Consider the following 26,638-nt stretch of genomic DNA (forward strand, 5'->3'; position numbering starts at 1 on the left):
CGTCAGCGCAGGAAGGCCGGGAAGCCGAAGCGCAGGGCCGTCCTCGACCCGTCCCCCTTCGCGTCGGTGCTGTTGACGCTGTAGACGAGGGTGCGGGACAGATCCCTGGTCGCGGCGATGACCGTGGCATAGCCGGGGCGGGCCCCGGTCTTTCCCCAGACCTCCTTGCCGTGGAGGGTGAAGACCTGGAGCCCCGCGCTCCTGGTCGCCCCCTCGATCCCCGGCGGTACGGTGAACATCTCCTTGAGCTGCGGCTCCGGCACCACCCGGCCGCGGAACAGCGCCACCATGAACCGTTCCAGATCGGCGGTCGTGGAGATCAGGTCGCCGGCCGCCCAGCGGTCGGACATGTTCCACTCCGTCACATCCACCAACTCCCCGCCCATCAGCTGGTAGCCGCGGTTGTGCGGACCGTGCAGCCGGGGGTCCGGTCCCTTGGGGAAGGAGGTGTGGCGCAGGCCGAGCGGCTTGAAGATCTTCCGGTCGGCCCACCGCTCGTACCGCTCGCCGGTGACCTCCTCGATCAGCATGCCCAGCACGGTGTAGTCGATATTGCCGTACCGCTGCCGCTCACCCGCGGTGAACAGCGGCCCCTTGGCGACCGCCGAGGCCACGACCTCCTCGGGGGTCAGCGTCTCGAAGCGGTGCGGATACTCCTCCTCCACCGTGTTCCCGAACGAACGGCCCGGCTGGAGACCGCTGGTGTACGTGAGCAGATGCCGTACGGTCACGGGCTCGGTGAAGCTCGCGGGCAGCAGCCCCGGGAGGTATCGCTCGACGGGGGCCTCCAGATCGACCCTTCCCTCGGCGGCGAGCTGGAGCACCAGTGCCGCCGTGACCACCTTGGTCACCGAACCGGCCCGGAACCGCGCATGCGCCAGGGCGGGCTTCTGTGAGCGCAGATCGCGGACCCCGGCATGGCCGTGCCAGCTCCCCTTGCCGCCGACCCGGATCAGGGCGGCGGTCGCCTCGGCGTCGGGCAGCCCGACGAGTGCGGCGCGGAGCGCGTCCGTGTCGGGCCCGGGGTGCCGGTCCGGCGGTGCGGCGACCGATCCGGCGACCGATATGGGTATGGGGGCGGCGGGGGCCGTCGCCGCTGTCGCGGGCAGGGCCAGCGGCCCGGCCACCAGCCCCAGGACGAGCGCGGCGGACACGGCTGCGTTACGGGTCGACGGCCTCATCGAGGGCATCAAGGGCATAAGGGGCTCCAGTCTTCGGGGCACGGCAAGGTGGGAGGGCGTGGGGCGGGGTGGGGGTGGGGACGGGCGGTGCGACGGTTCCCATCCTGGTGACCGTGGCGCCCCGGAGCATCGTCGTCATGGAGGAGGGAGCCCGTTCGCGTCCCGCACCCGCCAACGGCCCCATCTCCGGGGAGGGTTCAGGGTTTGCCCCTACGGATTGACGAACTCCCGTGCGAATTTCCGTACAACCATCGGCACATGACACGTGTCTGACCTGCTGAGCCAAGAGGCTCGTACCAGAACTGCGGGCTCACCGATGATGTGTCCTCAGGACCTCCGGGAGCCCCCCGTAGAACGTGGGATTCGCATGCGCATGCGTGTTTCTGTCGCCGTGGTGACGGGTGCCCTCGCGGCCACCGCCCTCGCGGTTCCGGCCGCCCAGGCCACCGACAACCCGGCCCCCCGCTTCGCAGCCGAGGGGTTCGCGGCGCAGGCCGACGACATCCACGAGGGTGACACCCGTATCACCGGTGTCACCCTCAACGGCGGCAAGCCGATCGTCCTCGGCACCACCGCGAAGAAGTCGGTCGACGTGACCATCACCGCCACGGACAACAAGGGCATCGACATCGGCTCCGCCTTCCTGTGGCGCGGCAAGAGCGTCGGTGACGCCGATGACGGCTTTGTCACCGACCCCGAGATCGTCAAGTGCACCAACCAGGGCACCAAGGGCACCTGCAAGCTGAAGTTCGTCTTCAACCCGCAGGAGCTGTACCTCAACAGCATCGCGGGCAGCTGGAAGCTGGCCGTGCTGGCCGACGCCAAGGACGAAGGCGAGAACGACGACTTCGCCATGTCCACCAAGTACCTGACCACCAACATCCAGCGCGCCTCCAAGCTGACGGTGAACGCCTCCCCGGAGCCGGCGAGGCAGGGCGACACCCTCACCGTCACCGGCGCCCTGACCCGCGCCAACTGGGAGACCGGCACCTACACGGGCTACACCGCACAGCCGGTGAAGCTCCAGTACCGGGCGAAGAACGCCACCTCCTACACCACCCTGAAGACGGTGAAGACCGACTCCAAGGGCAATCTGAAGACCACCGTCAAGGCCACGGCGGACGGCTACTACCGCTACTTCTTCGAGGGCACCCCGACCACCCCGGCCATCAAGGCCGGCGGTGACTTCGTCGACATCGGCTGAGCCGGAGAACCTTTCAGGGGCGGCGGCTCCGCGCATCCGGCGCGGGGCCGCCGCCCCTGGCGTTCCCGCCCCGCACGCGGCCCTGCACACCGCCCCGCCCACCGATCCGCACCCGCGTCGCACCGTGCCCCACCCTCGGCGTACCGCGTCGCGCCCTCGGCGCACCCTGCCGCACCCGCGCGGGAGAGCACCCCCACCGAAACATCTCGGCCAACGGGCACCCGACCCGCGCCCACAGGGCCGCCGTACGCCGTTTCAGTGCGCCCCTTCGCGCCCCTAGGCTGAACTGGGCGAAGTCCACCCCGTCCGGCCCCCCGACACGCCCCTTCTCACCCCTCCCCGCCCCTTCTCCCCACCCGTCCCTCGCCGCCGTGCGCAGGAGGCACAGTGACCATCGCGGACCACAGCTCCCCCCTTCCTCCCCTGCATCGCGTGGTCTCCGGTGAGGTGGGGCCGCCCTGCCCGACCGAGCTGCCCGACGGCTCGCCCGCCTGGCTGGTGACCAGACCGGACGATGTGCGCCAGGTCCTCTCGGACGCCCGCTTCCGCCGCTCCGAGCTGTGGACCGAGGACAGCCCCGCCCTCTCCACCGTCCCCAATCTGGTGAGCAACCCCGACCTGATGTTCAACCAGGACGGCGAGGGCCACATCCGGCTCCGCCGCACCCTGCGGCGCGCCTTCACCCCCCGGGCCGTCGCCCGCTGGGAGCCCTGGATCGCGGACATGGTCGAGCAGTGCCTCGACCAGCTGGAGCGCTCCGGTTCCCCCGCCGACATAGTCGCCGAGTACGCGCTGCCGCTGCCCGTCATGGTCATCAGCCGGCTTCTCGGCCTGGACGACTCGGTACGGACCCGGCTGCGGCACTGGGCCGACCACGCCTTCTCCAACGGCGCCCATGACGGCGACGACGTGGCCGAGGTGATGGCCGAGTTCGCCGAGTTCGGCGCCGGTGTGCTCGCCGAGCGCCGCGCCGCCCCCGGTGACGACCTGGTCAGCAGTCTGGTCCAGGCGGCGGACGCGGAGGGCGGCATCCCCGAGACCCAGCTCGTCCAGCTGGTCTGCGGACTGATCGTCGGCGGCCATGACTCCACCATGACCATGCTGAGCAACTGCCTCTTCTACCTCCTCGGCGAACGGCCCGACGCCTGGGCCCGGCTCGGCGCCGACGAGAAGGCGGCGGAGATCCTCACCGACCGGCTGCTCCATCTCATCCCGCTCGGCGACGACCGGGGCAGCGCCCGCCGCGCCGCCGAGGAGATCGAGGTCGGCGGGGTGCTGATTCCGGCGGGGGCGGTGGTGCTCGCCGATGTCGCGCTCGCCAACCGTGACCCCCAGGTCTTCTCCGCGCGGCCCTTCGACGACCTCTTCGCCCCGCTGGAGGCGCCCACCCTCACCTTCGGCGCCGGGCCGCACTACTGTCTCGGCGCCTGGCTGGCCCGGCTGGAGCTGCGGCTGGGGCTGCACCGGCTCGCCGCCCGCTTCCCCGAGCTGCACGCGGTCGAGCCGCCGGAGAGCGTGGCATGGCGCCTGGGCAGCAGCTCACGCAGCCCGCAGCGGTATCTCGTGGAGTGGTGACAGGCCCGTCCCGGGCGGTCGGATCGGCAGTCGGTTCGGCGGCCGGTTCGACGATCGAGGGCGCCCGGCCCGTACGGTGATGCCGTACGGGTACGGTCACCCCTCCTGGGCCGGGGCCCGCCGGATCGGTGCCACCGTGGCGACCGGCTCACGGGTGAGGAAGTCCACCACCAGCCGGTTCACCAGCTCGGGCTTCTCCTGCGTCAGGAAGTGCGAGGTCCCGGGCACGATCGCCAGCTCGGCGTCGGGCAGTGCCTGGAACATCTCCGTCATATGGGCCAGGGTCACCAGATCGTCGTCGGCGAACATCACCAGCGTCCGCGCCGTGACCGCCGCCAGCTCCCCGGCGGCCAGGTCCGGCTCCTTCTCCGCCATCTCGCCGATCTTGGTGGCGACGACCTTGAAGTGCTCCTCCCCGTCGGGTGAGACCTCCCCGTACGCCGGGCCGAGGAACTGGGCGATCTCGTCCACATTCCACTCCATGTCGGGCGCCGCCTCCCCGGACTTGTTGAAGCCGCCGCTGATCAGCACCAGCCGCTTCACCAGCTCCGGCCGTCGCATGGCCACCAGCATCGCGGTGAACGCCCCGTCACTGTGCCCGACGAGATCCACCGGCTCCCCGACGACGGTCTCCAGAAACGCGATCGTGTCCTCGGCCATCAGCTCATAGGTGATCGGCCCGGGTACATCCGGGGTGTGGCCGTGCCCCCGCCGCTCGGGGGTGTAGACCCGGAAGTGCTCCGCCAGGGCCCCGGTGTTCGGCGCGAAGAACCGGGCGTCCACCAGCCCGCCGTGCATCAGCACCAGCGGCTCGCCCGCGCCGGTCTCGTCGTACCAGGTCTTCACTGCGCCCAGCTGAACGTACGTACCCATGGTGTTCCCCGTTCCTTGTGCATCTCTGCGGTTCTTTCGGAGCGTAGACGGAGGCACTGACATCAACTCATCGGCGCGCGGCCGGTCTGCTCGCCGGACGGCCCTTCGGCGCAACCATTCGCCGCTCCCGTGTGTCGAGTTGGTACGGCGCGAGCGATTCCGCCCCCGTGCCGTCCGACAGTCCAGGGGGACTTCGTCATGAGAACTCACACCACCGCCAGAAGATGGGGAACGGTGGCCGCGATGACCGTCGTCGCCTCGCTCGCCGCACCGGGTGTCTCCGCCGTGCCCACCCTGCCCGCCGCACCGGCCGCGCCCGCCGCTCCGGCCGCCGCCTCCCCGCAGAGGTCCGCGCCGGTGGAGGAGGACTTCAACGGCGACGGCTATCGCGATGTCGCCGTCGCCGCCTCCTACGGAAAGGTGAACGACCACTCCGGGGCGGGATTCGTGACCGTGCTCTACGGGACGAGGTCCGGCCCCCAGCAGGCGCGCAGGCAACTGCTGCACCAGGACACCCCCGGGGTGCCCGGCACCGCCGAGCCGGACGACTTCTTCGGCTCCTCGCTCACCAGCGCCGACCTCGACCGCGACGGCTACACCGATCTGATCGTGGGCGCGTACGGCGAGGACATCGGCAGCACCGAGGCGGGCCAGTGGGTCGGCTCCCTCACGGTGATCCGGGGCGGCAAGGGCGGCCTCAAGAGCGCCGCGACGCTGCTGACCGGGACCGCCGTCCAGGCCATGATCGGCCGCCATGTCGTCGCCGCCGATATCGACGGCGACCGCGCCCCCGATGTCGTCACCACCGACCAGGGGCGCCATCTGCGGGTGCTCTCCGGGCCGTTCGACCGCTCCGGCAAGCCCCTCGGCGGCTCGGACACCGTCCCGGACGACGGCGACAGCGCGATCACCGACCTCGCCGCCGGGGACATCACCCGTGACGGCAGGGCCGACCTCGCCGCCACCCGTCACTCCTACCCGGACGACGACTCGTTCCACACGGTCTACTGGAAGGGCACCGCGTCCGGCCCCGCCGCCGCCCGGCACATCGTCCACGGCCCCGGCACCCGGCTCCAGGGCAGCAATCTCGACATCGGCGACATCAACGACGACGGTTACGAGGACCTGGTCGTCGGCCGCCCCCACGACGGCTGGGCCAGCGACCCCGCCGCAGCCACCGGCGGCATGATCACCTACGTCCCGGGCTCCGCCTCCGGCCCGGTCGGCACCCGGGTGCGCGTCTTCAACCAGGACAGCCCGGGTGTCCCCGGCAGCGCGGAGGGCCATGACAGCCCGTACGGAGCGGACCACTTCGGTACGGATGTCACCATCGGCGACATCGACGCCGACGGGTACGCGGACATCGCCGTCGGCGTCCCCCAGGAGACCATCGGCCCGGACGGCAAGCGCCAGGCGGGCACCGTCGTCACCCTGCGCGGCACCCGGAACGGGCCCACCGGCCAGGGGTCCCTTCTTCTCAGTCAGGACACACCGGGCGTCCCGGGGGTCACCGAGAACGGGGACTCCTTCGGCACGGCGGCGCGGCTGATCGACCTCGACGGCGACCGCCGGAGCGAACTCGTCGTCGGCTCCCGGGGCGAGAACCGGGGCGAGGGCGGGGTCTGGATCCTCGACGCCACCCGGGCCGGGATCACCGGCAAGGGCGCGGTCGCCTTCGGCGCGAGGAGCTTCGGGGCGAATCCCCGAGGGGCCAATCTGGGTGACCTCATCGGCCGCTGACCCGTGACCTGTCCCGGCGGGGGCCTGGTCAGCCCGCGTCGGGGCCGGGGGTGGCCGAGGCGCCCCGGGTCATGGCGTACCACCGGCTCCACCCTCCCGGCAGACACGCGATCCGCTCGACGTACTCGGCCACCAGGGCGTCTTCGGGGCCGAAACCGGGCAGCTCCTCCCGGAGGAGTGCGAACTCCTCGACGGCCCGCCGGTTCAGCAGCAGGGCGTACGCATGGCTTCGGCGCGGCGTCAGACCCCAGTGGTGCTCCGCCGCCAGCAGGGTGTTCACCACCCCGGGAGGCTCCGTCCGCGCCCGCTCGGCGGTGAACATGTCGTTCTGGAGCGCCGACATCCGCGCGGCGAGCTGCCGCAGCCGGGCGAGGAGCGGATGGCGGGCGACGCCGGACGGCAGCGGGCGGGGCAGGAACAGCTCGAAGAGATCGGCACAGAACCCGACGCCGATCGAGTACTCCCGTATCGCCAGGCACTCCTCGACCGTGGGAAACACCCCGCCCCTGCGGAAGGTGGTCTCCCGGCCCGCGCCCAGGGCGAGGAAGTCCTGTACGGACGCGGCGAACCGTACGGTGAACTCCGCCGGCATCAGCGCCCGCAGCTCCTCGCCCGCCACGGCGACCAGCCGCAGGATCCCGTGGTCGTCCGCCTCGGTGGCCGCCCCGAGCAGCAGATCGTGCGCCCGGCGGGCCGCCCGCGCCGTCCGGGCGGGCTCGGCCGACCGGTGGAAGTCGTGCAGGGCCGTGCAGTAGACGAAGGCCCGGACGACCGGACGGAGCCGCTCCGGCGAACCCCGGGGGAACACCACCCCGACGGCCAGCCCCAGACCCGCCGTCCGGTACAGCTCACCGGCGCCGTCCGGGAGGAAGTCCAGATGGTCCCCGATCCACTCCGGGAGCCGCGCGTCCAGCAGCTCGGCCTCCGGATGGGGATCGCACACCCAGGGATAGGCGGGCGGCACACAGGCCTGCTCCGAACCGGACGTCGTCACTCGGCTCTCCCGTCCATGGACCGGCGGCGCATCGGGCCCTCATCGTGCCCGCCGGGGGAGCGACCGGGAAGGCCCGGCGGGCCGACCCCCGGGCCCCCGGGCCCGACCCGGATGACCCTCCGGCCCGGTCCACCGGGCCCCGTACCCCGGTCCGGGAGGTCCTACGGTACGGGCGGCTGCGCCCCGGAGGCCCCTCCGCCTTCGGCGCCCGGCTGGTGCGGTTCGCCGTGGGCAGGCGGCATCCGTGCGATGGGGCGTCCCAGGCCCCTTCGGGCCCAGCGCGAGGTCTGTCCCCGGGCCGCTGGGCCCAGGGACGGGGCACCTCCCGGGCCCAGGCCCCTGCGTGGCGGCACCTCGCCGGCCGCTGGGCCCAGTTGGGGGAACCACCCGGGCCGCTGGGCCCAGGGGGAGGCCGTGCCGGCGTCGCGGCCCGGTGAACCCTTCCGGCCACAGCACCGGGCCGGGGGTCGGTGGGGGTCTGTCTCTGGGGTGCGGATCTCCGCCCCACCGGGCCGCGCCCACCGTTCCCATCCCGGGGGTACGGGCGGCTGTGTCGGGGTCTCTTCGGCCGGGCGGGACCAAGCGGGGGCCGGTGGGGGCAGGTGTCATGGGCCGGGGGGTACGGGCAGCACCTCCCGCAGGGCCGATCGGCCGTCGACGCCCAGCTTGCGGTAGGCGCGGCCCAGGGCGTTGTCGACCGTACGGACCGACAGGCCGCAGCACACCGCGATCTCACGGCTCGTCCGCCCCTGCGCCGCCAGCCGGGCGATCTCGTGCTCCCGGGCGGTCAGCGCCGCATGGACCGGCGAGGACGTGTCCCCGAGCGCGGCCAGCGCGGGCGTCGACACCCCCTCGCACCCCTCGGCGAGCAGCCGGGCGCGGGCGGCGGCGCGGCGGGCGGCCGACTCCCCGGCCGGGCCCGGGGTACGCCGCCACCACCCCGCCGCCAGCGCCAGCGCCTCGGCCGCCTGGACCGGCGCGCCCAGGGCCGACCAGCCATCCGCCGCCGCCGTCAGCGCCCGGGGATCCCCGCAGGCCACGGCGAGCGCATGCGCGGTACGGGCCGCCGCCACCGCCCCCTGGGCCGTACCCGCCCTCGCCACCAGCTCCTGGGCGGCCCGCCGGTCGCCCCACCGCACCAGATCGAAGAGGAGCGTCAGCGCCGCCGCCGACTCGCCCCGCGCCAGACACCCGGCCACCGCCTCGCGCAGTACCCCCGCCGCCGCGTCCCGGCCGCCCCCGCAGCGCAGCGCCCAGGCGTGCGCGCGCAGGGTGTCGGCCTGCCGCAGGGGACCCTCCGGGCCGTTCGCGACCGCCGCCAGCTCCGCCGCCTCGGGCCCCGGGCGGCCCCGGTACGCCCCCGCCAGCACCAGTCCCGCCAGCGCGCGCTGCTCCGCGTACCGGTGTCCGCACAGATGCGTCTGGGCACGGGCCTCCCGGAACAGCTCCGCCGCCTCGGCGGGCCGCCCGCGCGCCAGCGCGATCTGCCCCTGCACCCAGCCGAACCAGCTGACCAGCGCGGGTACGGGCGACCTGAGCAGATCGTCGAGCCCCTCCCGCGCACACCGCTCCGCCTCGTCCAGCCGCCCCGCGTCGAGGAGCGCCAGCGCCAGCAGATAGGCGCTGCGCCCGGGATAGAACACCTCGGTCCGCTCGGTGACCGCCCGGTGCGCGGCGCAGACCGCCCGGCCGGTGGTGACGGCGTCCTCGGCGGCCCCGGTGGCGAGTTCGATCCGCAGCCGGGCCTGGAGCAGCAGTACCCCGGCGGGGGTACGGGGCGGAGCCTCGGCCTCCGCGAGCCAGGGGGCCAGCGCCGTACGGGCCCGGTCTGGTTCCCCGGCGGCCGTCAGCAGCGTCGCCTCCCAGCCCGCGAGCACCGCCGACGGCCCCGGACGCCGAGCGGCCGCGTCGCCCAGCACGGCCAGCGCCCGCGTGGCGTTCCCCGGCCCGTAGAAGTGGTGCACGGCCAGGGTGACGGCGAGCGGTACGGCCTCCCCGGGATCCGCCGCCGCGAACGCCTCCTCCAGGACCGCGAGACCCTCCCGGAACTCCCCGCGCTGCCCCAGGGCCTCACCGAGCATCAGCGCCGCACGCGGATGGGGCCCATGGGCCAGCGCCGCCCGGGCCAGCGCGCACATGGTGTCCACATCGTCCTCGGCCAGCGCCCGTTCGGCCGCCCGTACCAGCAGCTCCGGGTCGGCGGTCCCGGTCGCCTCCAGCTCCCAGCGGGCCACCGCCGGTCCGTCCGCCGCGCGCCGCGACCCGTACCCCCGTACCCGTTCGACCTGGTCGAGCAGCAGGGTCCGGGCGCGCAGCCTGCTCAGCCCGGAGCGCAGCACCACGGCGTGCGGCGGGTGCGCCAGCGTCAGCAGCTCCCGGCGGCCCTCCGCGCGGCAGATCACCAGACCGCGCTCCTCCAGCTCGGCGAGGACGGCGGGACCCGCGTGGGCCAGCCCGTCGCGCAGCCCGACGGGCCCGCACACCGCGAGGAGTTCCAGCAGTGAGCGGTGGAGCGGCGGCAGCCCGTCGAGGCGGGCGTCGGACCAGCTGTCGGACCAGCACCCGGGCATCCGCGCGGGCAGCGCCCGTACCAGACACCACACACCCCGGGCCTCGCGCAGATTCCCGTCCGCGAGGGCACCCCGCAGCAGCTCCCGCAGCATCAGCGCGTTGCCCTGCGAGGCCGCCCACAGCGACCGGGCGGTCCACAGCGCGACCGGCCCGCCGAGCGCCCGGGTGAGCAGCGCGGCCGTCTCCTCGGCGGTCAGCGGGGGCAGTTCCAGCCGCAGCAGGGCGTCCTCCCGCCACAGCGACCGGAGGGCGTCCGGCCACCGGGCGCGGTCGTGCAGGGTCGCGGTGAGGAAGACCGTACCGTCGGCGAGGAGCAGGGCCAGCAGGGCGAGCGAGGCCGGGTCGAGCAGCTGGACATCGTCGACGACGAGCAGCGCGGGCCCGCTCGCCGCGCGCTGGGCCGCCGCCCGCCGCCTGGCCTCGGCGAAGAACGCGGCCGGGTCGCCGATCAGGGCGTCGTACGGGAGCAGCGGGGCGAAGGCGGAGAGCGGCAGCGCGCGGGCCGCCTCGGTCGCCCGGACCCGGAAGGCGCGCCGGCCGCCCGCCCCGGCGGAGCGGGTGAGGAACTCCTCGGCGAGCCGGCTCTTGCCGACGCCGGGGGCGCCGGTGATCAGCACGGCCCGGCAGGAGGGGCGGCGGAGCGCGTCCGCGAGCCCGTCGAGCGCGGCCTGCCGACCGGTGAACGGCAGCCGTGCCAGGGCCGCGTCACCGGCCGGCCGGCCTCTTACCCGGTCGCCGGTACCCCCTTCACCGCCGCCCGCCGCGCCCGCGATTGCTCCTGCGGTTGTTCCCGTTCCCGTTCCCGCTTCCGTGATCGTTCCCGGCATCCGTGTCCCCCGATCCCCTCGGTGGTACGGGTCCGGCCCCCCGGCCGTCCCCTCCGCCCGCGCACCGACCCGCAGCGTGACAGCAGTGGGCGTACGAGGCACGGCGGCGCGCCCTGTCGCATCGGCGGTGGAGCAGTGGATCCGCGATGGAGCAGCCGGGTACCGGCATTGGAGCAATGGACTGCTCTGTCGGCTCCCCCGCCGCCGGGGGGAAGGTGGCGGCACCGGAAACGACCGGCCCGGCGCGGCTCCCCGACCGCCCGGTCGCCGGTCGCATCCGGCCACATCACACCGACAGGACGGCTGAGCCCGTCCGTCCAGGGAAGGAAACCCATGCGCACGCCCACATTCCGCAGACTCGCCACCGCCACCGCCGCTCTCGGCACCGCGCTGGCGCTGAGCGTCCCGGCGGCCTCGGCCGCGTCCGCCGGGTCCGACCGGCTGGTGCCGGGGGAGTGGTACACGGTCCAGCTGCTGACCCTGCGCTGCAACAACATCTCCGAGAGCGGCGAGGACGAGCTGTACCTCAAGGTCGACGGCGGTGTCGCGGTGCCCACCTCGGTCTGCCGTGAACGCCAGGTCCTCGACTACTCGCAGGTCGACCCCTGGCGCTTCCTCTTCGAGGGCGGCACCGTCCTGCCCGTGGAACTCTGGGAGCAGGACCCCGATGTCATCGACCCGGACGACAAGCTGGGTGTGTTCGAGCTGAACGACACCCGCGTCAACGCCACCAACATAGCCAGGATCATCAAGGGGACCGACTACAGCTACACCCTGACCTACCGGGTGCTCCCGGTGGTCTGATCGCCTCACCGGAACATGCGGGAAGACGCACGAGGATGCCAGGGGTGGCCGCGGCTGCCCCTGGCTCATCCGGTTCCGGGGTACGGGGGTACGGGGGTACGGGCGGTCTGGTCGTGCCATGCGCGGGGCAGGGTCGCTTCGGTCGCTGTGCTGTCACGACTCCCGGCCGACGCCTCTCGGAAGCTGCCAGAATCCTTTCGGGCGGCCCCCGCCTCTTATGTGTGTGACGGCGACCCGGCCGGCACGGAACACCGGAGGTACCCATGCTCGTCGCTTCCCTGACGGCGGGAGCCGTACTGCTCTGCCTGTGTACGGTCGTCCTGCTGCGCGCCCGGGGGCGCCGCCGTGGCTGACACCGCATGGCCCGGCGACGCCCTGGTGCGGGCGGCCCAGCAGGGCGACGCCGAGGCGACGACCGCCCTGGTCCAGGGCTCCCATCCGCATGTACGCCGCTTCGCCCACTCCCTGTGCGCCTCGCCCGAGGACGCCGAGGACGCGGCCCAGGAGGCGCTCATCGTTCTCTACCGGAGGATCGGCATGCTGCGGGCCTCGGGCGCGCTCGCCTCGTGGATGTTCCGTATCGTCCGCAATGAGTGCCTGCGCCGGATGCGCGCCGCGTCCCATCGGAGTGCCGGGGCCGACACCGGCGATGCCCCGGGCGCCGGACTCCCCTCCGCCGAGGAGCGCGCGCTGGCGCGGCTGGAGGCCCAGTGGGTGGTGGACGCCATCCTGGCCCTCCCCGACGACCAGCGCCGGGTGCTCATCATGCGGGACATCCAGGGGCGCAGCGGGCGGACGACCGCCGAGGCGCTGGGGCTGTCCACCGCGGCGATGAAGTCCCGGCTGCACCGGGCGCGGGCCACGGTCCGAGGCGCCCTCGCCGACCCCCTCGGCGACGGCGGTCCCGGGGAGCGCCGATGACCGGCCCGCCGATGACCGCCCCGCCGGGGAAGCCCTCGGTGGGGGAGCCCTCGGCGGGGAAGCCCTCGGCGGGGAAGTCCTCGGCGGGTGAGTTCGCCAGCCGCTCCGTCCCGGTGCACCTGGCGCGCGGCGCCGTCGGCTTCGGGGCGCTGGCCGGCTCGGTGGCCCTGCTCCCGGCGGTGGGCCCGGTCTCCTTGCTGCTGGCGCCCCTGGGGCTGCTCGTGCTGCGCGGCTGCCCGATGTGCTGGGCCATCGGGCTGGCGCAGACGGTGTCCCGGGGGCGGCTGCGGAGATCCTGCACCGAGGACGGCTGCCGGATCACCACGGCCCCGCCCGCCGCCCCCGCCGATCGTTAGGGGGGAGAGGGCCCGGCGGATCGTTCGGGATCGTTCGGGATCGTTCGCGGCGGAGGGGCCCCGGGCGTGGCGGGCCCCTCCCCGGATGGGCGGGTAGCGACCCGTACCGGAGAATGGTGCTCGTTCATCGGTATGAGGAGAGCAGATGCCGGAAAGCGGACCGGTCATGTCCCGAGCGTTCAAGGTCGGCGTGTGGCGGTCGTACATGGAGATCCATCAGCGGGTGCTGACGGAGATCGCACGCGCCCTCGACGAGCGCCACCGGCTGTCGGTGAGCGAGTTCGACACGCTGGTGAACATTCCCCTGGACGGGGTACGGCTCAAGGATCTCGGCAGGCGTACGGTGCTGACCCAGAGCGCCGTCAGCCGGATGTGCGACCGGCTGGCCCGGCGCGGCCTGGTGACCCGTACCCCGGTCGCGGAGGATCAGCGCGGCGCGCTCGTCCTCCTCACCGACGAGGGGCGCACCCTGCTGAGGGCGGCCGTGCGGACCAATGCCGAGGTGGTCGAGGAGAACTTCACCGCCCGGCTCGGGGACGAGGAGCTGAGGGCGCTCCACGCGCTGCTCGGACGGCTCGCCGTGGAGGACGGCGGCGAGCAGTGCGACACGCCACGGTGACGTAGGTCACCCACGATTTCCGATCCGGGTGGAATGGGCACCCCCTTCCGTCTGTTTGGATGAATGCGCACGCAACAAAGTGCACATCGGACAGGCCGCTCCGGCGGCCCCCATCCAAGGAACGCGGGAACATGAGCGACAACAGCTACCTCACCCACCGCCTCACCCCCGAGAACACCGGGATCCTGCTGGTCGACCACCAGACCGGGCTTCTCATGGGCGTCCAGGACCACGACCAGAACGAGGTCCGCCGCAACGCCCAGGCCCTCGCCCGTACCGCCAAGGTCTTCGGCCTCCCCATCGTGGCCACCACCTCCGCCCCGCAGGGCCCCAACGGCCCGCTCCTCCCGGAGCTGGTCGCCGAGCTGCCCCAGGGCGCGCCGATCATCCACCGCAGCGGTGAGGTCGACGCCTTCGACGACCCGCGCTTCGACGAGGCCGTCCGCGCCATGAACCGTCCCAACCTGGTCATCGCGGGTGTCATCACCGATGTCTGCCTGATGTTCGCCTCCCTCTCCGCACTCGGCCGCGGCTACCAGGTCCACGCCGTGTTCGACGCGTCGGGCACCACCAACAAGCTGGCCCGTGAGACCTCCCTGCTGCGCCTCCAGAACGCCGGTGCCACCCTCAACAGCACCGTCGGTGTCATCTCCGAGCTGCTGCGCGACTGGAAGAACCCCGGCGGCCCCGGCACCGCCGACATCTTCAGCAGCCTGGCCATGCCGTTCTACGGCGCGGTGAGCGCCAGCCACGCCGCCGCCAGCGGCGCCAACGGCTGACCCCGGGCCGACGACCGGCGACCCGGCGGTGACGGCGGCGAGGTGGTCCCACCCCGCCGTCCCCGCCGGGCCCCGGCCTCCGCCGGGCGGGTGTGACGCCCCGCCGCGCCGGGCGGTGCGCCGGGGCGGGACGCGGCGGGCCGGGTACGGTACGGGCCATGTGCGGTACGGGGGCCAGGTGCGGCACCGGGCGTGTGCGGTACGGGCCGTGTGCGGTACGGAGGTGAGGAGACCCCTTGAGCTCCATGCGTGTCGCCGAGGTGAGCACCCCGGGCGGAGCGTTCCGGCTGGTCGAACGGGAAGTGCCCCGACCCGGGCGGGGACAGGTCCGGATCGCGGTCGAGGCGTGCGGGATCTGCCACAGCGACGCCTTCTTCGTGGACAACGCCCTCCCCGGGCTGAGCTTTCCGCTGGTCCCCGGCCATGAGGTGGCGGGCCGGATCGACGCACTCGGCGAAGGGGTCACCGGCTGGAGCCCCGGCGACCGGGTCGCGGTCGGCTGGTTCGGCGGGAACTGCGGCCACTGCCGCTCCTGCCGTACGGGCGACTTCATCACCTGCGCCTTCCTCCAGGTGCCCGGCTGGGCCTACCCGGGCGGCTTCGCCGAGGCCATGGTCGCCCCGGCCGGCGCGCTCGCCCGGATTCCGGACGGGCTCTCCGCCACCGAGGCGGCACCGCTCGGCTGTGCGGGCGTGACCGTCTTCAACGCGCTGCGGCACAGCGCCGCCCGCCCCGGCGACCTGGTCGCCGTACTCGGCCTCGGCGGCCTCGGCCATCTCGGGGTCCAGTACGCCGCCGCCTTCGGCTTCGACACCGTCGCCATCGCCCGCGGCGCCGACAAGGAGGAACTGGCGCTGCGCCTCGGCGCCCGCCACTATCTCGACTCCACCGCCGTCACCGTGGCGGACGCCCTGCGCGACCTCGGCGGCGCGAAGGTCGTGCTGGCCACCGCCGCCAGCTCCGACGCGATGTCCCGGACGGTCGACGGCCTCACCCCCCGGGGCGAACTCGTCGTGATCGGCGCCTCCCCCGACCCGCTCGACGTCACCCCGCTCCAGCTGATCACGGGCGCCCGGAGCATCCGCGGCCATCCCTCCGGCACGGCCCGCGATGTCGAGGAGACCATGGCCTTCACCGCCCGGAGCGGGGTGCGCCCGATGGTGGAGACGGTCCCGTTGGCGGAGGCGGGTGCCGCCTTCCAGCGTATGCGCGACGGCGCCGCCCGCTTCCGGATGGTGCTGACCACCGACCGCTGACGACCGACGGCTGCCCCGCGCCGCTGCCCCGCGCCGCAGGCCGGACCGCCGACCGCCGACCACTGGTCACCGGCCTCCGGCCTCCGGTCACCGGCCGCCGGGGCTCAGTCCTCCGACAGGATGTGGCCGTCCTCGTCCAGCGGCGGGCGGATCCGCTCGGGCTCCTGACTGTTGGCATCGGTCGGACGCGGCCCCTCCGGCCCGTCCGGACCCCAGCGCACCAGCCGGCGGGTGCGCCCGACCTGGTACCAGGAGCCCTGGAACTCGACCCGGTTGACCCGCCCGGCGCGCAGCCGGTCGGCGGCCGCCGCGTACTCGATCAGCTCCGGGACCGCCTCACCGCCCTCGGCGAGCAGCGCCCGCGCGTCGGCCATCGTCTCCGCGTCGATGGAGATCAGCCCGTGCATCCGGGGCCACGCCCAGGTCAGCGCGAAGTTCAGCGATCTGCGGGCGGCGTGCGGGCTGATGTGCGGACCGCTGACCGGCTTCCACCCAAAATCCGTCTGCTCCACCACCGTGAAGGTCGCGGGCAGCAGCAGGACGTCCGGGTGGGTGTCCAGCGCCCGGCGCGAGTCCCTGACGGCGTCCTCGGCGAACAGGGCGGCGGTGTAGCACAGATCGCGCAGGGCCAGCTGCTCCGCCGCCTGGGTCGGGGGGACCGGCGCGTCCGGGTCCAGGACCAGGCCGTCGTCGATCCCCGGCCCCCGCTTGCCCCGGCTCCACTCGGGGACGAGCGGCTCCGGGTCGGTCGGCCGGGGCGGCTCCAGACCGTCGGGGCCCGTTCCCGCGTACTCCTCGGCGCGGACGACCCGGTAGCGGACCCCCGCCACCGCCAGCTCGTCCACCCGCTCGGTCTCCATCAGGGCGACCGCCGCCAGCAGGGCGCGCCGCTCCTCCCGGTCCCGGGCCCCGTCCTTCGCGCGGAACCACAACAGCGAGTTCAGACAGTTCCGTGCCAGCTGCGGACAGCCGGACGTCACCGGGGACACCACCCGCCAGCGGTTCCCGTCCCCGTCGCCCTGCGCGGCCACCCCGAACAGCGGGCCGCGCACCGCCAGCTCGTCCACGCGGGCGGCGGCGTCGGCCGCGTCCGCCTCCATCGCGGCCTCCACCGGCTCCACCGGCACCCGTACCAGCATCGGCCGCGCCCGGCGCGGCCCCACATCCTCACGGTCCATGCCCCCATCCTGGCGACCGCGCGACGCCGCCGTGGTGGGTTCCCGATTCCGCGCCACTCGGGGGCCACAAGTGGCGCGGACCACACGCTCAGGAGCGGATTTCGCGGGTGCGGTACGGGTGTCAGGTGCCCCTCGGGTGCGGTACGGGGGTCCGGGCGTCAGCGGGGTGTCTCGACGTATGCCGCCAGCTGGGCCAGCGAGGAGGCGATCCCGGCCTCGTGGTCCGCCCGGTCGATGCCGGGCGGGACATCCGTGGCGGTGACGGTGACCTCGGTCCCCGTACCGACGGGGGCGAGCGCCCAGGTCATCGTCATGGTGCCCGCGAACGCCGGGTCGTCGGAGACGAACACCGCCCGCTGGACCACGCGTTCCGACGGCACCAGCTCGGCGAAGCCGACATCGACCACATCCGTGGTGTCGGACGACTTGCCGGGGCCGCCGGTGGGGTCGAGATGGGTGAGGATCATCCGGAACCCGCCACCGGGCCGGGGATCCCATCGCTCGATCCGCCCCCGCATGCCGTCCGGCGGCAGCCAGCTCTCCAGCGACTCCCGGCTGAGGAGGGCACCGTAGACCACCGGGGGTGGTGCGGCGATCAGCCTGTCGGCGCGGTCGGTCCTGCCCATGCCCGGATTCTAGGGCCGGTACGGTCCTGTCGTCCGGTACGGAAGGCCCCGTACCGGTGGTCAGGGCTTGCGGTGCACCGAGACCGCGTACTCCCCACCGGTGTACGGGTCGCGCGACCAGGTGGCGTATCTGGCCTCCAGGACGAGCCCCGCCGCCCCGCAGTGGGTGTCGTAGTCGTCCAGGGTGTACCCCCGGTCCAGGGAGAACCCCGCGACCAGCCGGCCGCCGTCCGGCCGGACATGTCCCGCCACACCCGCCACCAGGGCCGCTTCCGTACCGGGTGGGGTGAACAGCGGGACATTGCCCGCCATCACCACCACATCGAAGGAGCGCCCCAGATCGAGACCGACGAGGTCCTGCCGGTGCCAGCTGATGTCCGGCGCCAGCCGCCGCGCGGTGTCCAGCATCGAGGCGTCGATGTCGACACCGGTCACGGCCACACCGTGGCGGGCCAGCTCGATGGCCACCCGCCCGGTGCCGCAGCCCGCGTCCAGCACGGTGGCGGGCCCGAACGAGCGCACCAGCTCCGCCTCGCCGTGGACATCCCCGCCGTCTGCGGCGATGCGGTCGAACCGGGCCTGGTAGTCGTCACCGTTCCACATCATGCGGCCAGCCTGACACAGCCGACCCGCCCGCCCGCTCGCGGGAGGGTTCCCAGAGGGTCCCCCCCCCGGAGACCCTGGGCAGTTTCGTTTGGATCAGCGCGCAGACCACAGGCGGGTGCGGTGCCGGCCCCGGACAAGCCGGCCGGGCGAGGGTGCTCATGGGCGCCTCGTCACGGTGGGCGCCGGCCCCGTCCGCGCCTCCGTGGACGAGCGGGACACCGGCCGATCCGGCCGACCGGCCGGAGGGGAGCGGTCAGTCCGGTCCGGCGGGCTTATGCGTGCCGGTCGTGCCCCGCAGGGCCTTCGCGAGGGTCCGCCGTACGGACTCCAGCTCCGTCCGGTGCCGGTCGACGGTCCGCCTCTGGTACGCGGTCTCGACGGCGAACCACATCCCGGTGAGGTTGGTGCGCTTCTTGCAGGCGATGTCCTGGAGGGCGGTCCGGACGGCCTCCTTCTTCGGCGCGTCACGGAGCTGGGGGTCGCCGGGCGGGACCAGCGGGTCCCGGTACTCCAATCCCGCGGCGGCCATGCACTGCGACCAGCGGGCGAACACCTCACGGGTGCGTGAGTCCTTCCGGGACGCCTCGAAGGCGTCGCTGGAGAGACGCAGCGGCAGATTGAGATCCGGTCCGCCCCGGCGGACAAGTCCGAGGTCGGTGTCCGCGTACCCGGCGCAGCCGCCCTCGGGCACCTCGCGGCCCCGGACGCGGGTGCGGCCGGTACCGAAGATCACGGTCTCCTGCTGCCGGCTGAAGCCGGGCCGTTCGGGCGGGGGCAGGCGGGCGGGGTCGCGGGCGCCCAGGCCGTAGCCGTCCTGTGCCGCGAGGGCGGCGTCGGTGATGCCGTAGCGCCGGTCGGTGGACGACCGCGGGCCGGTCTCCCGGCGCGGCGGTCCGGGTGGACGGTAGCGGAAGCCGAAGTCCCGGGTGCAGCGGTCGATGGCGTCGGCCCGGACCTGGTTCAGTCTCCGCATCTGCTGGTCGTCGAGGAGGTACTCGTCCAGCGGCAGCTTCAGCCCGTGCCCGGCCACGACCACGGGAATCCGGCCCAGAGAGGGCTCGCCGCCCTGCTTCTGACCGGTCGACGCCGACCCACCGGACCCACCGGACCCACCGGACCCGCCGGCGCAGCCGACCAGCACGGCCAGGGCGACGGCGGCGCATCCGGGCATCACGGTACGCCGCCGTACACGACCGGAAGGGAACAGAGACATGGTGACTCCTGAGTCCTGAGTTCTGAGGAAGAAAGGGGAGTCGGGCGCTCGGACCCGGGAAGTCCGGGCCGCCCGCGTGGGCGGCCCGGACAGCGGGATCAGGCCACCCACCTCGCGGAGGTCACCTTGTTCTTGTAGACATCGCTGAAGTTGCCCCGCGCACCAGGGAGAAGCCGGCCACAGGTCCCGGTGTAGTTCGCGTCCGTGCACAGCTGCCAGGCGTAGACGTCCCGGTTGTCATAGGACGCGGTGTTGTTGTCCGGGCTGACCGACGGGCTGGTGGGGAACCGGTCGTTGGCGAAGTTGGGATCCGAGCTGACCAGATCGAAGATCCCGCCGCCGAAGTTGCTGTTGTAGTAGAGCCCCAGCTCGCCTGCCTCCAGGACGCCGTTCTTCTCGGCCGCGGCGGCCGGCGCCGCGGTGGCGGCCCCGGCTCCGGCGATCATCAGCAGTGCGGCCCCCGCGGTGGCGGTGCGTGCCAGACGGCGGGACAGGGTTGTGCGCATGGTTGACTCCTTCGATGAGGCGGAGGTGATGTGCTCGCCGGACCGGGAAGTCCGGGGTCACCTGGACCAGGGGCGCGCCCTGCCCAGGCTGTTCGCGAGAGCCGTACCGGTACCGGTGGACCCGGAGCGGAACCGCGCGGAGAGCCGGTGGCCGACCGGCTCTCCCCCGTACCGAACAGCCACGATTCAACTGCGGGCGCCCGCCCCGCGAACAGGTGGTCTCACCGGAAGAAGTAGCGGACCGTACTTTCTCCGGTGCGCCCGGGCACTCGGGAAGCCGCACACACCGGGCCACGCGGAACGCCCCCTGCGGTGATGACCTTGCTGCCGATAGCGTGGCCACGCCATGACAAAAGACGCAGAGAACCCCCACTCCCTCGACCGCCACCACCTCACCCCCCGACCTCACCCGGCAGTGGACGCGGCCCCCGCCCCTGTCGTACCGACGGCGCCGCACGGGAGGTGTGGCCCATGACCTCCCGTCCACCGGCGGGCCACTTCGGACGCCGGTTACGAGAGCTGCGCACCGAGGCCGGACTCAGCCAGGAGGAACTGGCGAACGCGTCGGGGGTGACCAGCCGAACCGTGGCCGACCTGGAACGGGGACGGACCCGCGGCCCTCAACGGCGAACCGTGCAGGCCCTGGCCACAGCCCTGGGACTCGACCGGACCACCGCCCGGAACCTGGAGCAGATGGCGCTCCTCGGCCGCCCCCGGAAGCGACGGGCACCCTTCGAACCCCCCAACACGCTGGCCCTGCCCCGGGACCTCGGTGACTTCACCGCACGCGACCCGGAACTCGCCCGGCTGCGGGCCCTGGTGGAACGGCCCGATGCCACCCATCCACCCATCGTGGTGATCGTGGGACAGCCCGGCCTGGGCAAGACGTCCTTCGCCGTCCACGCCGCACACCGCCTGAGGGAGCACTTCCCCGACGGGTGCTTCGCACTTGACCTCCACGCCATGGGACCCGAGCCGCTCACCGCGGCCGAGGCCCTCACCCGCCTGCTCCGGGCACTGGGCGTCTGCGATGAGGCCATCCCCGTCGCCACGGACGACCGATCGGGCCTGCTGCGCTCGCTGACCGAGCACCGCCGCCTCCTGCTCCTGCTCGACAACGCCGCGGACGAGGCCCAGATACGCCCCCTCCTCCCCTCGGCCGGTGCCTCACTGACCCTCATCACCAGCCGCTGTGCCCTGGCCGGTCTGGAATCGGTCGACCGTGTCCGTCTGCCCCTGCTGCGCAGGGAGGAAGGAGTCACGCTGCTCCGGCGGATCCTCGGCGGCCGGCGGGTGGACCGGGAGGCCCAGGCCGCCCGCACCCTGGTGGACCTGTGCGGGCATCTGCCGCTCGCCGTCCGCATCGCCGGCCAGCGGATCGCGAGCCGACCCGATGAACACCTGGGCACCCTGGTGGCCCAGCTCTCCCCACCGGAACGAAGGCTGGACACCCTCCACAGCGGAGACCTCCGAGTACGGGCCGCCTTCGCCCTCTCGTACGGGAATCTGAGCACCCCCGCCCGGACCCTGCTGCGCCGCTCCTCGCTGGCCGCCGGTCCCGACTTCAGTGTCGAGGCCGCCGCCCTGCTGGCCGGCCTGACCGTCGGCCGAGCGGTACGGTACGCGGACGAGCTGATCGACGCCGGGCTTCTGTACGCCGTTCCCGGCACCGGGCGATACCGCTTCCACGATCTGATCAAACTGTTCGCCGCCGAGCGGACGGCGGCGGAGGACGGGCCCGAGGTGCGTGGATCGGCCCTGGACGGGACCGCCGACTGGATGCTGGCCCGGGCCACCGCCGCCGCCCGCCACTTCGACGCCGAGCACCACAGCACCCCGGCCGGGGACCCCGACTCGGCCACCGCGCCCACCGGCCGCGACCGGGCCCGTGAGTGGCTGGAGGCCGAGCGCGACCAGTGGCTCGCCTCGCTTCGCCACGCCCACACCACCGGCCGCCACCGGCAGGTCGTCGACGCCGCCGAGGCCATGCACTGGTTCTCCGACCTCGCCCCCCACTGGCACCAGTGGGCCGATGTCTTCCAGTGCGCCGTCGACGCCGCCCGCACCCTCGGGAGCCCGCGCGAGGAGGCGACCCACCTCAACTACCTCGCCTGGGCCCACAATGTCTGCACCCACCAGCACCACGCCGCCCTCGAAGCCGCCGACGCCGCCCTCTCCACCGCCCTCGCCTGCGGCGACCGGCTCCAAACCGGCTGGGCGCTCGGGTACGGGGCGGGCGCGCTCCGCAGGCTGGGACGGATGGACGAGGCCATCGCCCGGCTTCGCGCCTGGGCCACCTGCCACCGTGACAACCCCACGCCCTACGGTGGCAGGCTCACCGAACTGACCATTCTCAACACGCTCGGGGAGGCCCTGCGCCAGCACGGCCGGGCCGACGAGGCCCTCGCCCACCACCTGGACTGCCTGACGATCTGCCGGCAGAACGACCCGGGACTCCCGCCCCATCTGCTCGCCCTGTATCAGGCCGTCGCCCTGCGGAACATCGGCAGCGACTACATGACCCTCGGCCGCTGGCAGGAAGCCGAAGCCCCGCTGCGGCAGGCCCTGATCGCTTTCGAGGCCCTGGATTCACCGGCCCACAGCGGACCCGTCCAGCTCGAACTGGGCCGCCTCCTCCGCTATCTCGACCGCCCCGGCGAAGCCCGTACGGTACTGGCCGCCGCTCTGCGTACCCTCACCGCTCATCACCACCCCCGCCAGACCGAAGCCGCCGCCGAGCTGTGCTACCTCGACCGGGCCCGCCACTGAGGCGCCACCCATATGCCTCCGCGCACCCTCCGTTCACGCTCATGGGACTCCTCACGGCCCCGGCGTCCCGGCCCCGGCGGGCCGGGACACGGGGGAACGGGTACACCGGGAACCCTGCTCCACCACGCCCTGCTCGGCATCGCCCGCATGCACAACCTCGCCCTCGCCGGACAGGCCGGCGGATCGCACCGCGACCGACCTGCCCAGGGCGAGTCAAAGATCATTTACGTCAGGTGTGCTGGGCGATCTGGAGCAGATTGCCGCAGGTGTCGTCCAGCACCGCGGTGATGACCGGGCCCATGTCCACCGGCTCCTGGGTGAACCGCACCCCGAGCCCGCGCAGCCGGCGGAACTCGGCGTGCACATCGTCCACGGCGAAGGAGGTGGCCGGGATGCCGTCCGCGACCAGCGCCGTCTTGTACGGCTGCACCGCGGGGTGGCTGTCGGGCTCCAGCACCAGCTCGGTGCCGTCGGGGTCCTCCGGCGAGACCACGGTGAGCCAGCGGTACTCGCCGATCGGGACCTCGGTCTTCTTCAGGAAGCCCAGGACCGTGGTGTAGAAGCGCAGCGCCTTGTCCTGGTCGTCGACGAAGACACTGGCCAGATGGATCCTCATGGGGCGCTCTCCGGTGCGTCGGGCCTGAGCCATCGGGTCATGACGCGCTCAAGCGGTTCGGTGTCCAGGTCATGGAACTTGTAGCGGCCCTCGCGCCGGGTCCTGACCAGCCCCGCCGCCTCCAGGACGGCGAGGTGCTGGCTGACGGCCTGCCGGGACATGCCCAGACCGTGCCGGGTCGCCAGCCGCGCGCATATCTCGAACAGGGACTGCCCGTCCCGCTCCGCCAGCCCATCGAGGATGTGTCTGCGGGTGGGGTCGGCCAGCGCCTTGAAGACATCATCGGCCATGGCCCCACCATAGGCAAGCATCGACTTGCCTATCAAGCCGGAGCCCGTCGGCCGACCCCCTCGCGGCTGCTAGATTCGTCCGCCATGCGATCACGTCAGTACGACTTCAGCTTCCGCTACCGGGCCGGTCGGATACGTACCTGGGGCATCGCCCTGCTGGCCGTGGCGGCGCTGCTGTGGACCTGGTGCGCCGTGCTGCTGCTCACCCCGTACGAGGTCGACGAGGAACCCTTCGACCGCTACCCCGTCCAGTGCGAGTCACGGCTGTGGGGCGAGCCCGACGAGAACGAGAGCCCCCGTCGGGCCGCGGCCTGTCTGACCGAACGAGACTGGCCCGAGGCGCTGGCCCTGCTCGCCCTGTCCGTACCGGTGTCGACCGCCGGAGTGGCGCTCTTCGTGAGCGGCGGCCTGAGTCGCCGGATGAGCGCCCATGCCGAGGCGATGCGTGAACTCGACCGCGTCGCCGACGAACAGAAGGCGTAGCTCCCGCCCCGCACGGCCAGCACCCTCCGGCCGTGCCTTCGCACAGGTCCCCGAAACAGCGGTGGGCCCCGGTCTCCTTGAGGAGGCCGGGGCCCGGTCGAGCGCTGGGCAGGCCTTGCACCTGCATCCCCCCACGGGAAGTGGGGTGTCTTTCCTTGGACCACCAACGCCGGTCCCGCCACCGGTGTTCACCGGCGCGAGCAACAAGATCAACCTTAGCAGAGCCCGCACCCGGGATCCGCCCGGCTGCCACGGATCCGCGGCTTCGCCCGGTCGGTGGGGCGCTTGACCCTCACGTGGCGTGATGCCGCAGGGTCGGTGGTGTGGAAGAGCATCTGACCGTGGGACGTGTGGCCGGGCTGGCCGGTGTGAGCGTCCGCACGCTGCATCACTATGACGAGATCGGACTCGTGCAGCCGTCCGCGCGGACCGGAGCCGGGTACCGGGCCTACTCGGCCGACGACGTACGGCGGCTGCGGGAGGTACTCGCCTATCGGCGGCTGGGCTTCGGACTGCGTGAGATCGCCGACCTGGTCGACGACCCGGCCACCGACCCGGTCGCGCATCTGCACCGGCTGCGCGCCCTGCTGCTGGAACAGCGCGACCGTGCCGCTGCCATGGTGACGGCCATGGACCGGGAGCTGGAGGCACGGGCCAGGGGAATCAGGACGACACCGGAGGAGCGACTGAAGATGCTCGGACCACAGTTGTACGAGGTCATCGGAGCCGCCTACCCGACAACGCGGCGCACCGAGCCGAGGATCGCCGCGCAGGTCTGGGAGGCGCTCGGGGACGCCCGGACCGTACTGAACGTCGGGGCCGGCACCGGCAGCTACGAGCCCCCGGACCGCGATGTCACGGCGGTGGAACCCTCGGCGGTGATGCGGGCCCAGCGCCCCGCGGACGCGGCGCCCTGTGTGGCCGCCAGGGCGGAGAGCCTTCCGTTCGAGGACGGGTCCTTCGACGCCGCGATGGCCTTCAGCACCGTCCACCACTGGCACGACCCGATCGCCGGGCTGCGCGAGATGCGGCGGGTGGCCCGCCGGGTGGTGGTGTTCACCCATGAGGCCGGTGACACCGGCTGGCGTCATCGGTTCTGGCTCACCCGCGACTATCTGCCCGAGGTCGCGGAGCTGGTCGCCGGCCGCCCCTCGGTGGACCGGCTGGCCGCCGCGATCGGGGCCCGGATGGAGCCGGTGCTGATCCCCTGGGACTGTGCCGACGGCTTCTTCGAGGCCCACTGGCGCCGGCCCGAGGCCTATCTGGACGAAGAGGTGCGTCGCGGGGTGTCCGTCTGGACCCGGGTCGGCCCGGAGGCCGAGCAGCGGGCGGTGAGCGGCCTCCGCGACGACCTCGCCTCGGGCCGCTGGCCCGAACGCAACCGCGAACTCGTCGGCCTCGACGCGGCGGAGCTGGGCCTCCGCCTCCTCGTGGCCTGAACCACGATTACCTCGGGCCCCGGTTGAAGAGCGCCGTCGACCAGCGGTAGCCGAGTGCGGTCAGGCCCAGGCACCAGGCGAGGGCGAGCCAGCCGTGGTGGCCGATCTCGGTGCCGAGCAGCAGGCCGCGCAGGGTCTCGATGGCGGGGGTGAACGGCTGGTACTCGGCGATCGGCCGGAACCAGCCCGGCATGGTCTCGGCCGGGATGAAGGCGCTGGAGATCAGCGGCAGGAGGATCAGCGGCATGGCCATATTGCTCGCCGCCTCGGGGTTCGGGCTTGCCATGCCCATCCCGACCGCGATCCAGGTGAGCGCCAGGGCGAACAGGACGATCACTCCCAGGGCCGCGAGCCACTCCAGGGGTGTGGCGTCGACGGAGCGGAAGCCGATGGCCACGGCGACGACTCCGACGAGGGCCAGGCTGGCCAGTACCTGGAGCACACTGCCGACCACGTGTCCGATGAGCAGAGAGCTTCGATGGATCGCCATGGTCCGGAAGCGGGCGATGAGACCCTGGGTCATGTCCATGGAGACGGAGACCGCCGCCCCGATCACCGTGCTGCCGATGGTCATCATCAGCAGGCCCGGGACGAGGTAGGCGATGTAGTCGGAGCGGTCCGCACCGCCGCCGCCGATGCCCGCGCTCATCACATCGCCGAAGATGTAGACGAAGAGCAGCAGCAGAATGATCGGTGTGAGCAGCAGATTCAGCGTCATCGACGGGTAGCGCCGCACATGCAGCAGATTGCGCCGCAGCATCGTGGACGAGTCCCGGACGGCGAGGGACAGAGCGCTCATCGGACGGTCTCCTGGGTGCGGTCGGGGGTGTCGGTGCCGCCGGTGAGGGCGAAGAAGACGTCGTCGAGGTCGGGGGTGTGGACGGTGAGTTCGTCGGCCTGGATGCCTGCGGCGTCGAGCCAGTCGAGGATGGCGCGCAGTTCGCGCTGGCTGCCGTCGCTGGGGATCCGGAGGGAGAGCGACTCGTCGTCGTGGGCGGCCTCGCCGAGGGTTTCGGTGGCGGTGCGGTAGGCGGCGGGGTCGGTGAAGCGGAGCCGGACGTGCCCGCCGGGGACGATCCGCTTCAGCTCCTCGGCGGTGCCCTCGGCGGCGATCTTCCCGTCGTGGAGGACGGCGATGCGGTCGGCGAGCTGGTCGGCCTCCTCCAGGTACTGGGTGGTGAGGAAGACGGTGACGCCGCCGGAGACCAGTTC

At 73.1% G+C, this 26,638-nt stretch carries 24 protein-coding genes and 1 pseudogene; 12 read left to right on the forward strand and 13 right to left on the reverse strand.

The window, feature by feature from the left end; translation table 11 throughout:
* Positions 1-2: 2 nt before the first annotated feature.
* Positions 3-1,181 (reverse strand): serine hydrolase domain-containing protein, encoded by a 1,179-nt coding sequence (locus tag ABT354_RS35220; RefSeq protein ID WP_351501537.1) that lies wholly within the window; start codon positions 1,179-1,181, stop codon positions 3-5.
* Between the two features lie 373 nt (positions 1,182-1,554).
* Between ABT354_RS35220 and ABT354_RS35225 the strand changes: the two genes are divergently transcribed.
* Positions 1,555-2,385: a hypothetical protein gene (locus ABT354_RS35225; protein ID WP_351501539.1), complete on the forward strand. Its 831-nt coding sequence runs from the start codon at positions 1,555-1,557 to the stop codon at positions 2,383-2,385.
* Positions 2,386-2,772: 387 nt separating this feature from the next.
* Positions 2,773-3,960, forward strand: coding sequence for a cytochrome P450 (locus ABT354_RS35230; RefSeq protein WP_351501541.1), 1,188 nt, complete (start codon positions 2,773-2,775; stop codon positions 3,958-3,960).
* Between the two features lie 96 nt (positions 3,961-4,056).
* Here the strand turns inward: ABT354_RS35230 and ABT354_RS35235 are convergent, their stop codons facing one another.
* On the reverse strand, positions 4,057-4,833 hold the full coding sequence (locus tag ABT354_RS35235; protein WP_351501544.1) for an alpha/beta fold hydrolase: 777 nt from the start codon (positions 4,831-4,833) through the stop codon (positions 4,057-4,059).
* Positions 4,834-5,031: 198 nt separating this feature from the next.
* On the opposite strand from ABT354_RS35235, the gene ABT354_RS35240 reads away from it, so the two are divergent.
* Positions 5,032-6,573 carry an FG-GAP-like repeat-containing protein gene (locus ABT354_RS35240; RefSeq protein ID WP_351501546.1) on the forward strand — a complete coding sequence of 514 codons (1,542 nt, stop codon included), beginning with the start codon at positions 5,032-5,034 and terminating at the stop codon, positions 6,571-6,573.
* Positions 6,574-6,601: 28 nt separating this feature from the next.
* Here ABT354_RS35240 and ABT354_RS35245 read toward each other — a convergent pair whose 3' ends face one another.
* Both ABT354_RS35245 and ABT354_RS35250 read right to left on the reverse strand, forming a co-directional pair.
* A complete protein-coding gene (locus tag ABT354_RS35245) occupies positions 6,602-7,567 on the reverse strand; it encodes a terpene synthase family protein (protein WP_351501548.1) in 966 nt (321 codons plus the stop codon).
* A gap of 605 nt (positions 7,568-8,172) precedes the next feature.
* On the reverse strand, positions 8,173-10,965 hold the full coding sequence (locus ABT354_RS35250; protein ID WP_351501550.1) for an AAA family ATPase: 2,793 nt from the start codon (positions 10,963-10,965) through the stop codon (positions 8,173-8,175).
* Between the two features lie 333 nt (positions 10,966-11,298).
* On the opposite strand from ABT354_RS35250, the gene ABT354_RS35255 reads away from it, so the two are divergent.
* From ABT354_RS35255 to ABT354_RS35280, 6 genes are all read left to right on the forward strand, one after another.
* Positions 11,299-11,769, forward strand: a complete 471-nt coding sequence (locus tag ABT354_RS35255) for a hypothetical protein (protein ID WP_351501552.1) — start codon at positions 11,299-11,301, stop codon at positions 11,767-11,769.
* A 345-nt stretch (positions 11,770-12,114) separates the two neighbouring features.
* Positions 12,115-12,690, forward strand: a complete 576-nt coding sequence (locus ABT354_RS35260; RefSeq protein WP_351501554.1) for an RNA polymerase sigma factor — start codon at positions 12,115-12,117, stop codon at positions 12,688-12,690.
* Complete coding sequence (locus ABT354_RS35265; protein ID WP_351501556.1) at positions 12,687-13,046, forward strand: hypothetical protein; 360 nt, start codon at positions 12,687-12,689, stop codon at positions 13,044-13,046. The genes ABT354_RS35260 and ABT354_RS35265 overlap by 4 nt, the downstream gene beginning before the upstream one ends.
* Before the next feature lie 166 nt (positions 13,047-13,212).
* The gene (locus ABT354_RS35270) at positions 13,213-13,665 is read left to right on the forward strand and encodes a MarR family winged helix-turn-helix transcriptional regulator (RefSeq protein ID WP_351501558.1); all 453 of its coding nucleotides are present in this window, start codon (positions 13,213-13,215) and stop codon (positions 13,663-13,665) included.
* Between the two features lie 131 nt (positions 13,666-13,796).
* A complete protein-coding gene (locus tag ABT354_RS35275) occupies positions 13,797-14,444 on the forward strand; it encodes an isochorismatase family protein (RefSeq protein ID WP_351501560.1) in 648 nt (215 codons plus the stop codon).
* Between the two features lie 236 nt (positions 14,445-14,680).
* Complete coding sequence (locus tag ABT354_RS35280; RefSeq protein WP_351501562.1) at positions 14,681-15,700, forward strand: alcohol dehydrogenase; 1,020 nt, start codon at positions 14,681-14,683, stop codon at positions 15,698-15,700.
* Between the two features lie 104 nt (positions 15,701-15,804).
* On the opposite strand, the gene ABT354_RS35285 is transcribed toward ABT354_RS35280, so the two are convergent.
* The 5 genes from ABT354_RS35285 to ABT354_RS35305 all read right to left on the reverse strand — a co-directional run bounded on the left by ABT354_RS35285 (position 15,805) and on the right by ABT354_RS35305 (position 19,829).
* Positions 15,805-16,878 (reverse strand): DUF5954 family protein, encoded by a 1,074-nt coding sequence (locus ABT354_RS35285; RefSeq protein ID WP_351501563.1) that lies wholly within the window; start codon positions 16,876-16,878, stop codon positions 15,805-15,807.
* Between the two features lie 158 nt (positions 16,879-17,036).
* On the reverse strand, positions 17,037-17,504 hold the full coding sequence (locus ABT354_RS35290) for an SRPBCC family protein (protein ID WP_351501565.1): 468 nt from the start codon (positions 17,502-17,504) through the stop codon (positions 17,037-17,039).
* Between the two features lie 60 nt (positions 17,505-17,564).
* Positions 17,565-18,110 carry a class I SAM-dependent DNA methyltransferase gene (locus ABT354_RS35295; RefSeq protein WP_351501567.1) on the reverse strand — a complete coding sequence of 182 codons (546 nt, stop codon included), beginning with the start codon at positions 18,108-18,110 and terminating at the stop codon, positions 17,565-17,567.
* 253 nt (positions 18,111-18,363) lie between these two features.
* On the reverse strand, positions 18,364-19,323 hold the full coding sequence (locus tag ABT354_RS35300; RefSeq protein ID WP_351501569.1) for a hypothetical protein: 960 nt from the start codon (positions 19,321-19,323) through the stop codon (positions 18,364-18,366).
* A 98-nt stretch (positions 19,324-19,421) separates the two neighbouring features.
* Positions 19,422-19,829 (reverse strand): peptidase inhibitor family I36 protein, encoded by a 408-nt coding sequence (locus ABT354_RS35305; RefSeq protein WP_351501571.1) that lies wholly within the window; start codon positions 19,827-19,829, stop codon positions 19,422-19,424.
* 471 nt (positions 19,830-20,300) lie between these two features.
* Between ABT354_RS35305 and ABT354_RS35310 the strand changes: the two genes are divergently transcribed.
* Entirely contained in the window at positions 20,301-22,598 is a 2,298-nt protein-coding gene (locus ABT354_RS35310; RefSeq protein ID WP_351501573.1) for a tetratricopeptide repeat protein, read from the forward strand.
* Positions 22,599-22,827: 229 nt separating this feature from the next.
* Here the strand turns inward: ABT354_RS35310 and ABT354_RS35315 are convergent, their stop codons facing one another.
* Positions 22,828-23,214, reverse strand: coding sequence for a VOC family protein (locus tag ABT354_RS35315; protein ID WP_351501575.1), 387 nt, complete (start codon positions 23,212-23,214; stop codon positions 22,828-22,830).
* Complete coding sequence (locus ABT354_RS35320) at positions 23,211-23,504, reverse strand: ArsR/SmtB family transcription factor (protein WP_351501577.1); 294 nt, start codon at positions 23,502-23,504, stop codon at positions 23,211-23,213. The genes ABT354_RS35315 and ABT354_RS35320 overlap by 4 nt, the downstream gene beginning before the upstream one ends.
* Positions 23,505-23,588: 84 nt before the next feature.
* On the opposite strand from ABT354_RS35320, the gene ABT354_RS35325 reads away from it, so the two are divergent.
* Positions 23,589-23,987 carry a hypothetical protein gene (locus ABT354_RS35325; RefSeq protein WP_351501579.1) on the forward strand — a complete coding sequence of 133 codons (399 nt, stop codon included), beginning with the start codon at positions 23,589-23,591 and terminating at the stop codon, positions 23,985-23,987.
* A gap of 323 nt (positions 23,988-24,310) precedes the next feature.
* Positions 24,311-25,426 carry a MerR family transcriptional regulator gene (locus ABT354_RS35330; RefSeq protein WP_351501581.1) on the forward strand — a complete coding sequence of 372 codons (1,116 nt, stop codon included), beginning with the start codon at positions 24,311-24,313 and terminating at the stop codon, positions 25,424-25,426.
* Between the two features lie 7 nt (positions 25,427-25,433).
* Here ABT354_RS35330 and ABT354_RS35335 read toward each other — a convergent pair whose 3' ends face one another.
* Together ABT354_RS35335 and ABT354_RS35340 are read right to left on the reverse strand one after the other, a co-directional pair.
* On the reverse strand, positions 25,434-26,225 hold the full coding sequence (locus ABT354_RS35335) for an ABC transporter permease (protein WP_351501583.1): 792 nt from the start codon (positions 26,223-26,225) through the stop codon (positions 25,434-25,436).
* Positions 26,222-26,638 (reverse strand): annotated as a pseudogene (locus ABT354_RS35340) (ABC transporter); the annotation flags it as partial. The gene ABT354_RS35335 and the pseudogene ABT354_RS35340, both read right to left, overlap by 4 nt.

The organism is Streptomyces sp. NPDC000594 (assembly GCF_040299965.1).
Classification (GTDB): Bacteria; Actinomycetota; Actinomycetes; order Streptomycetales; family Streptomycetaceae; genus Streptomyces.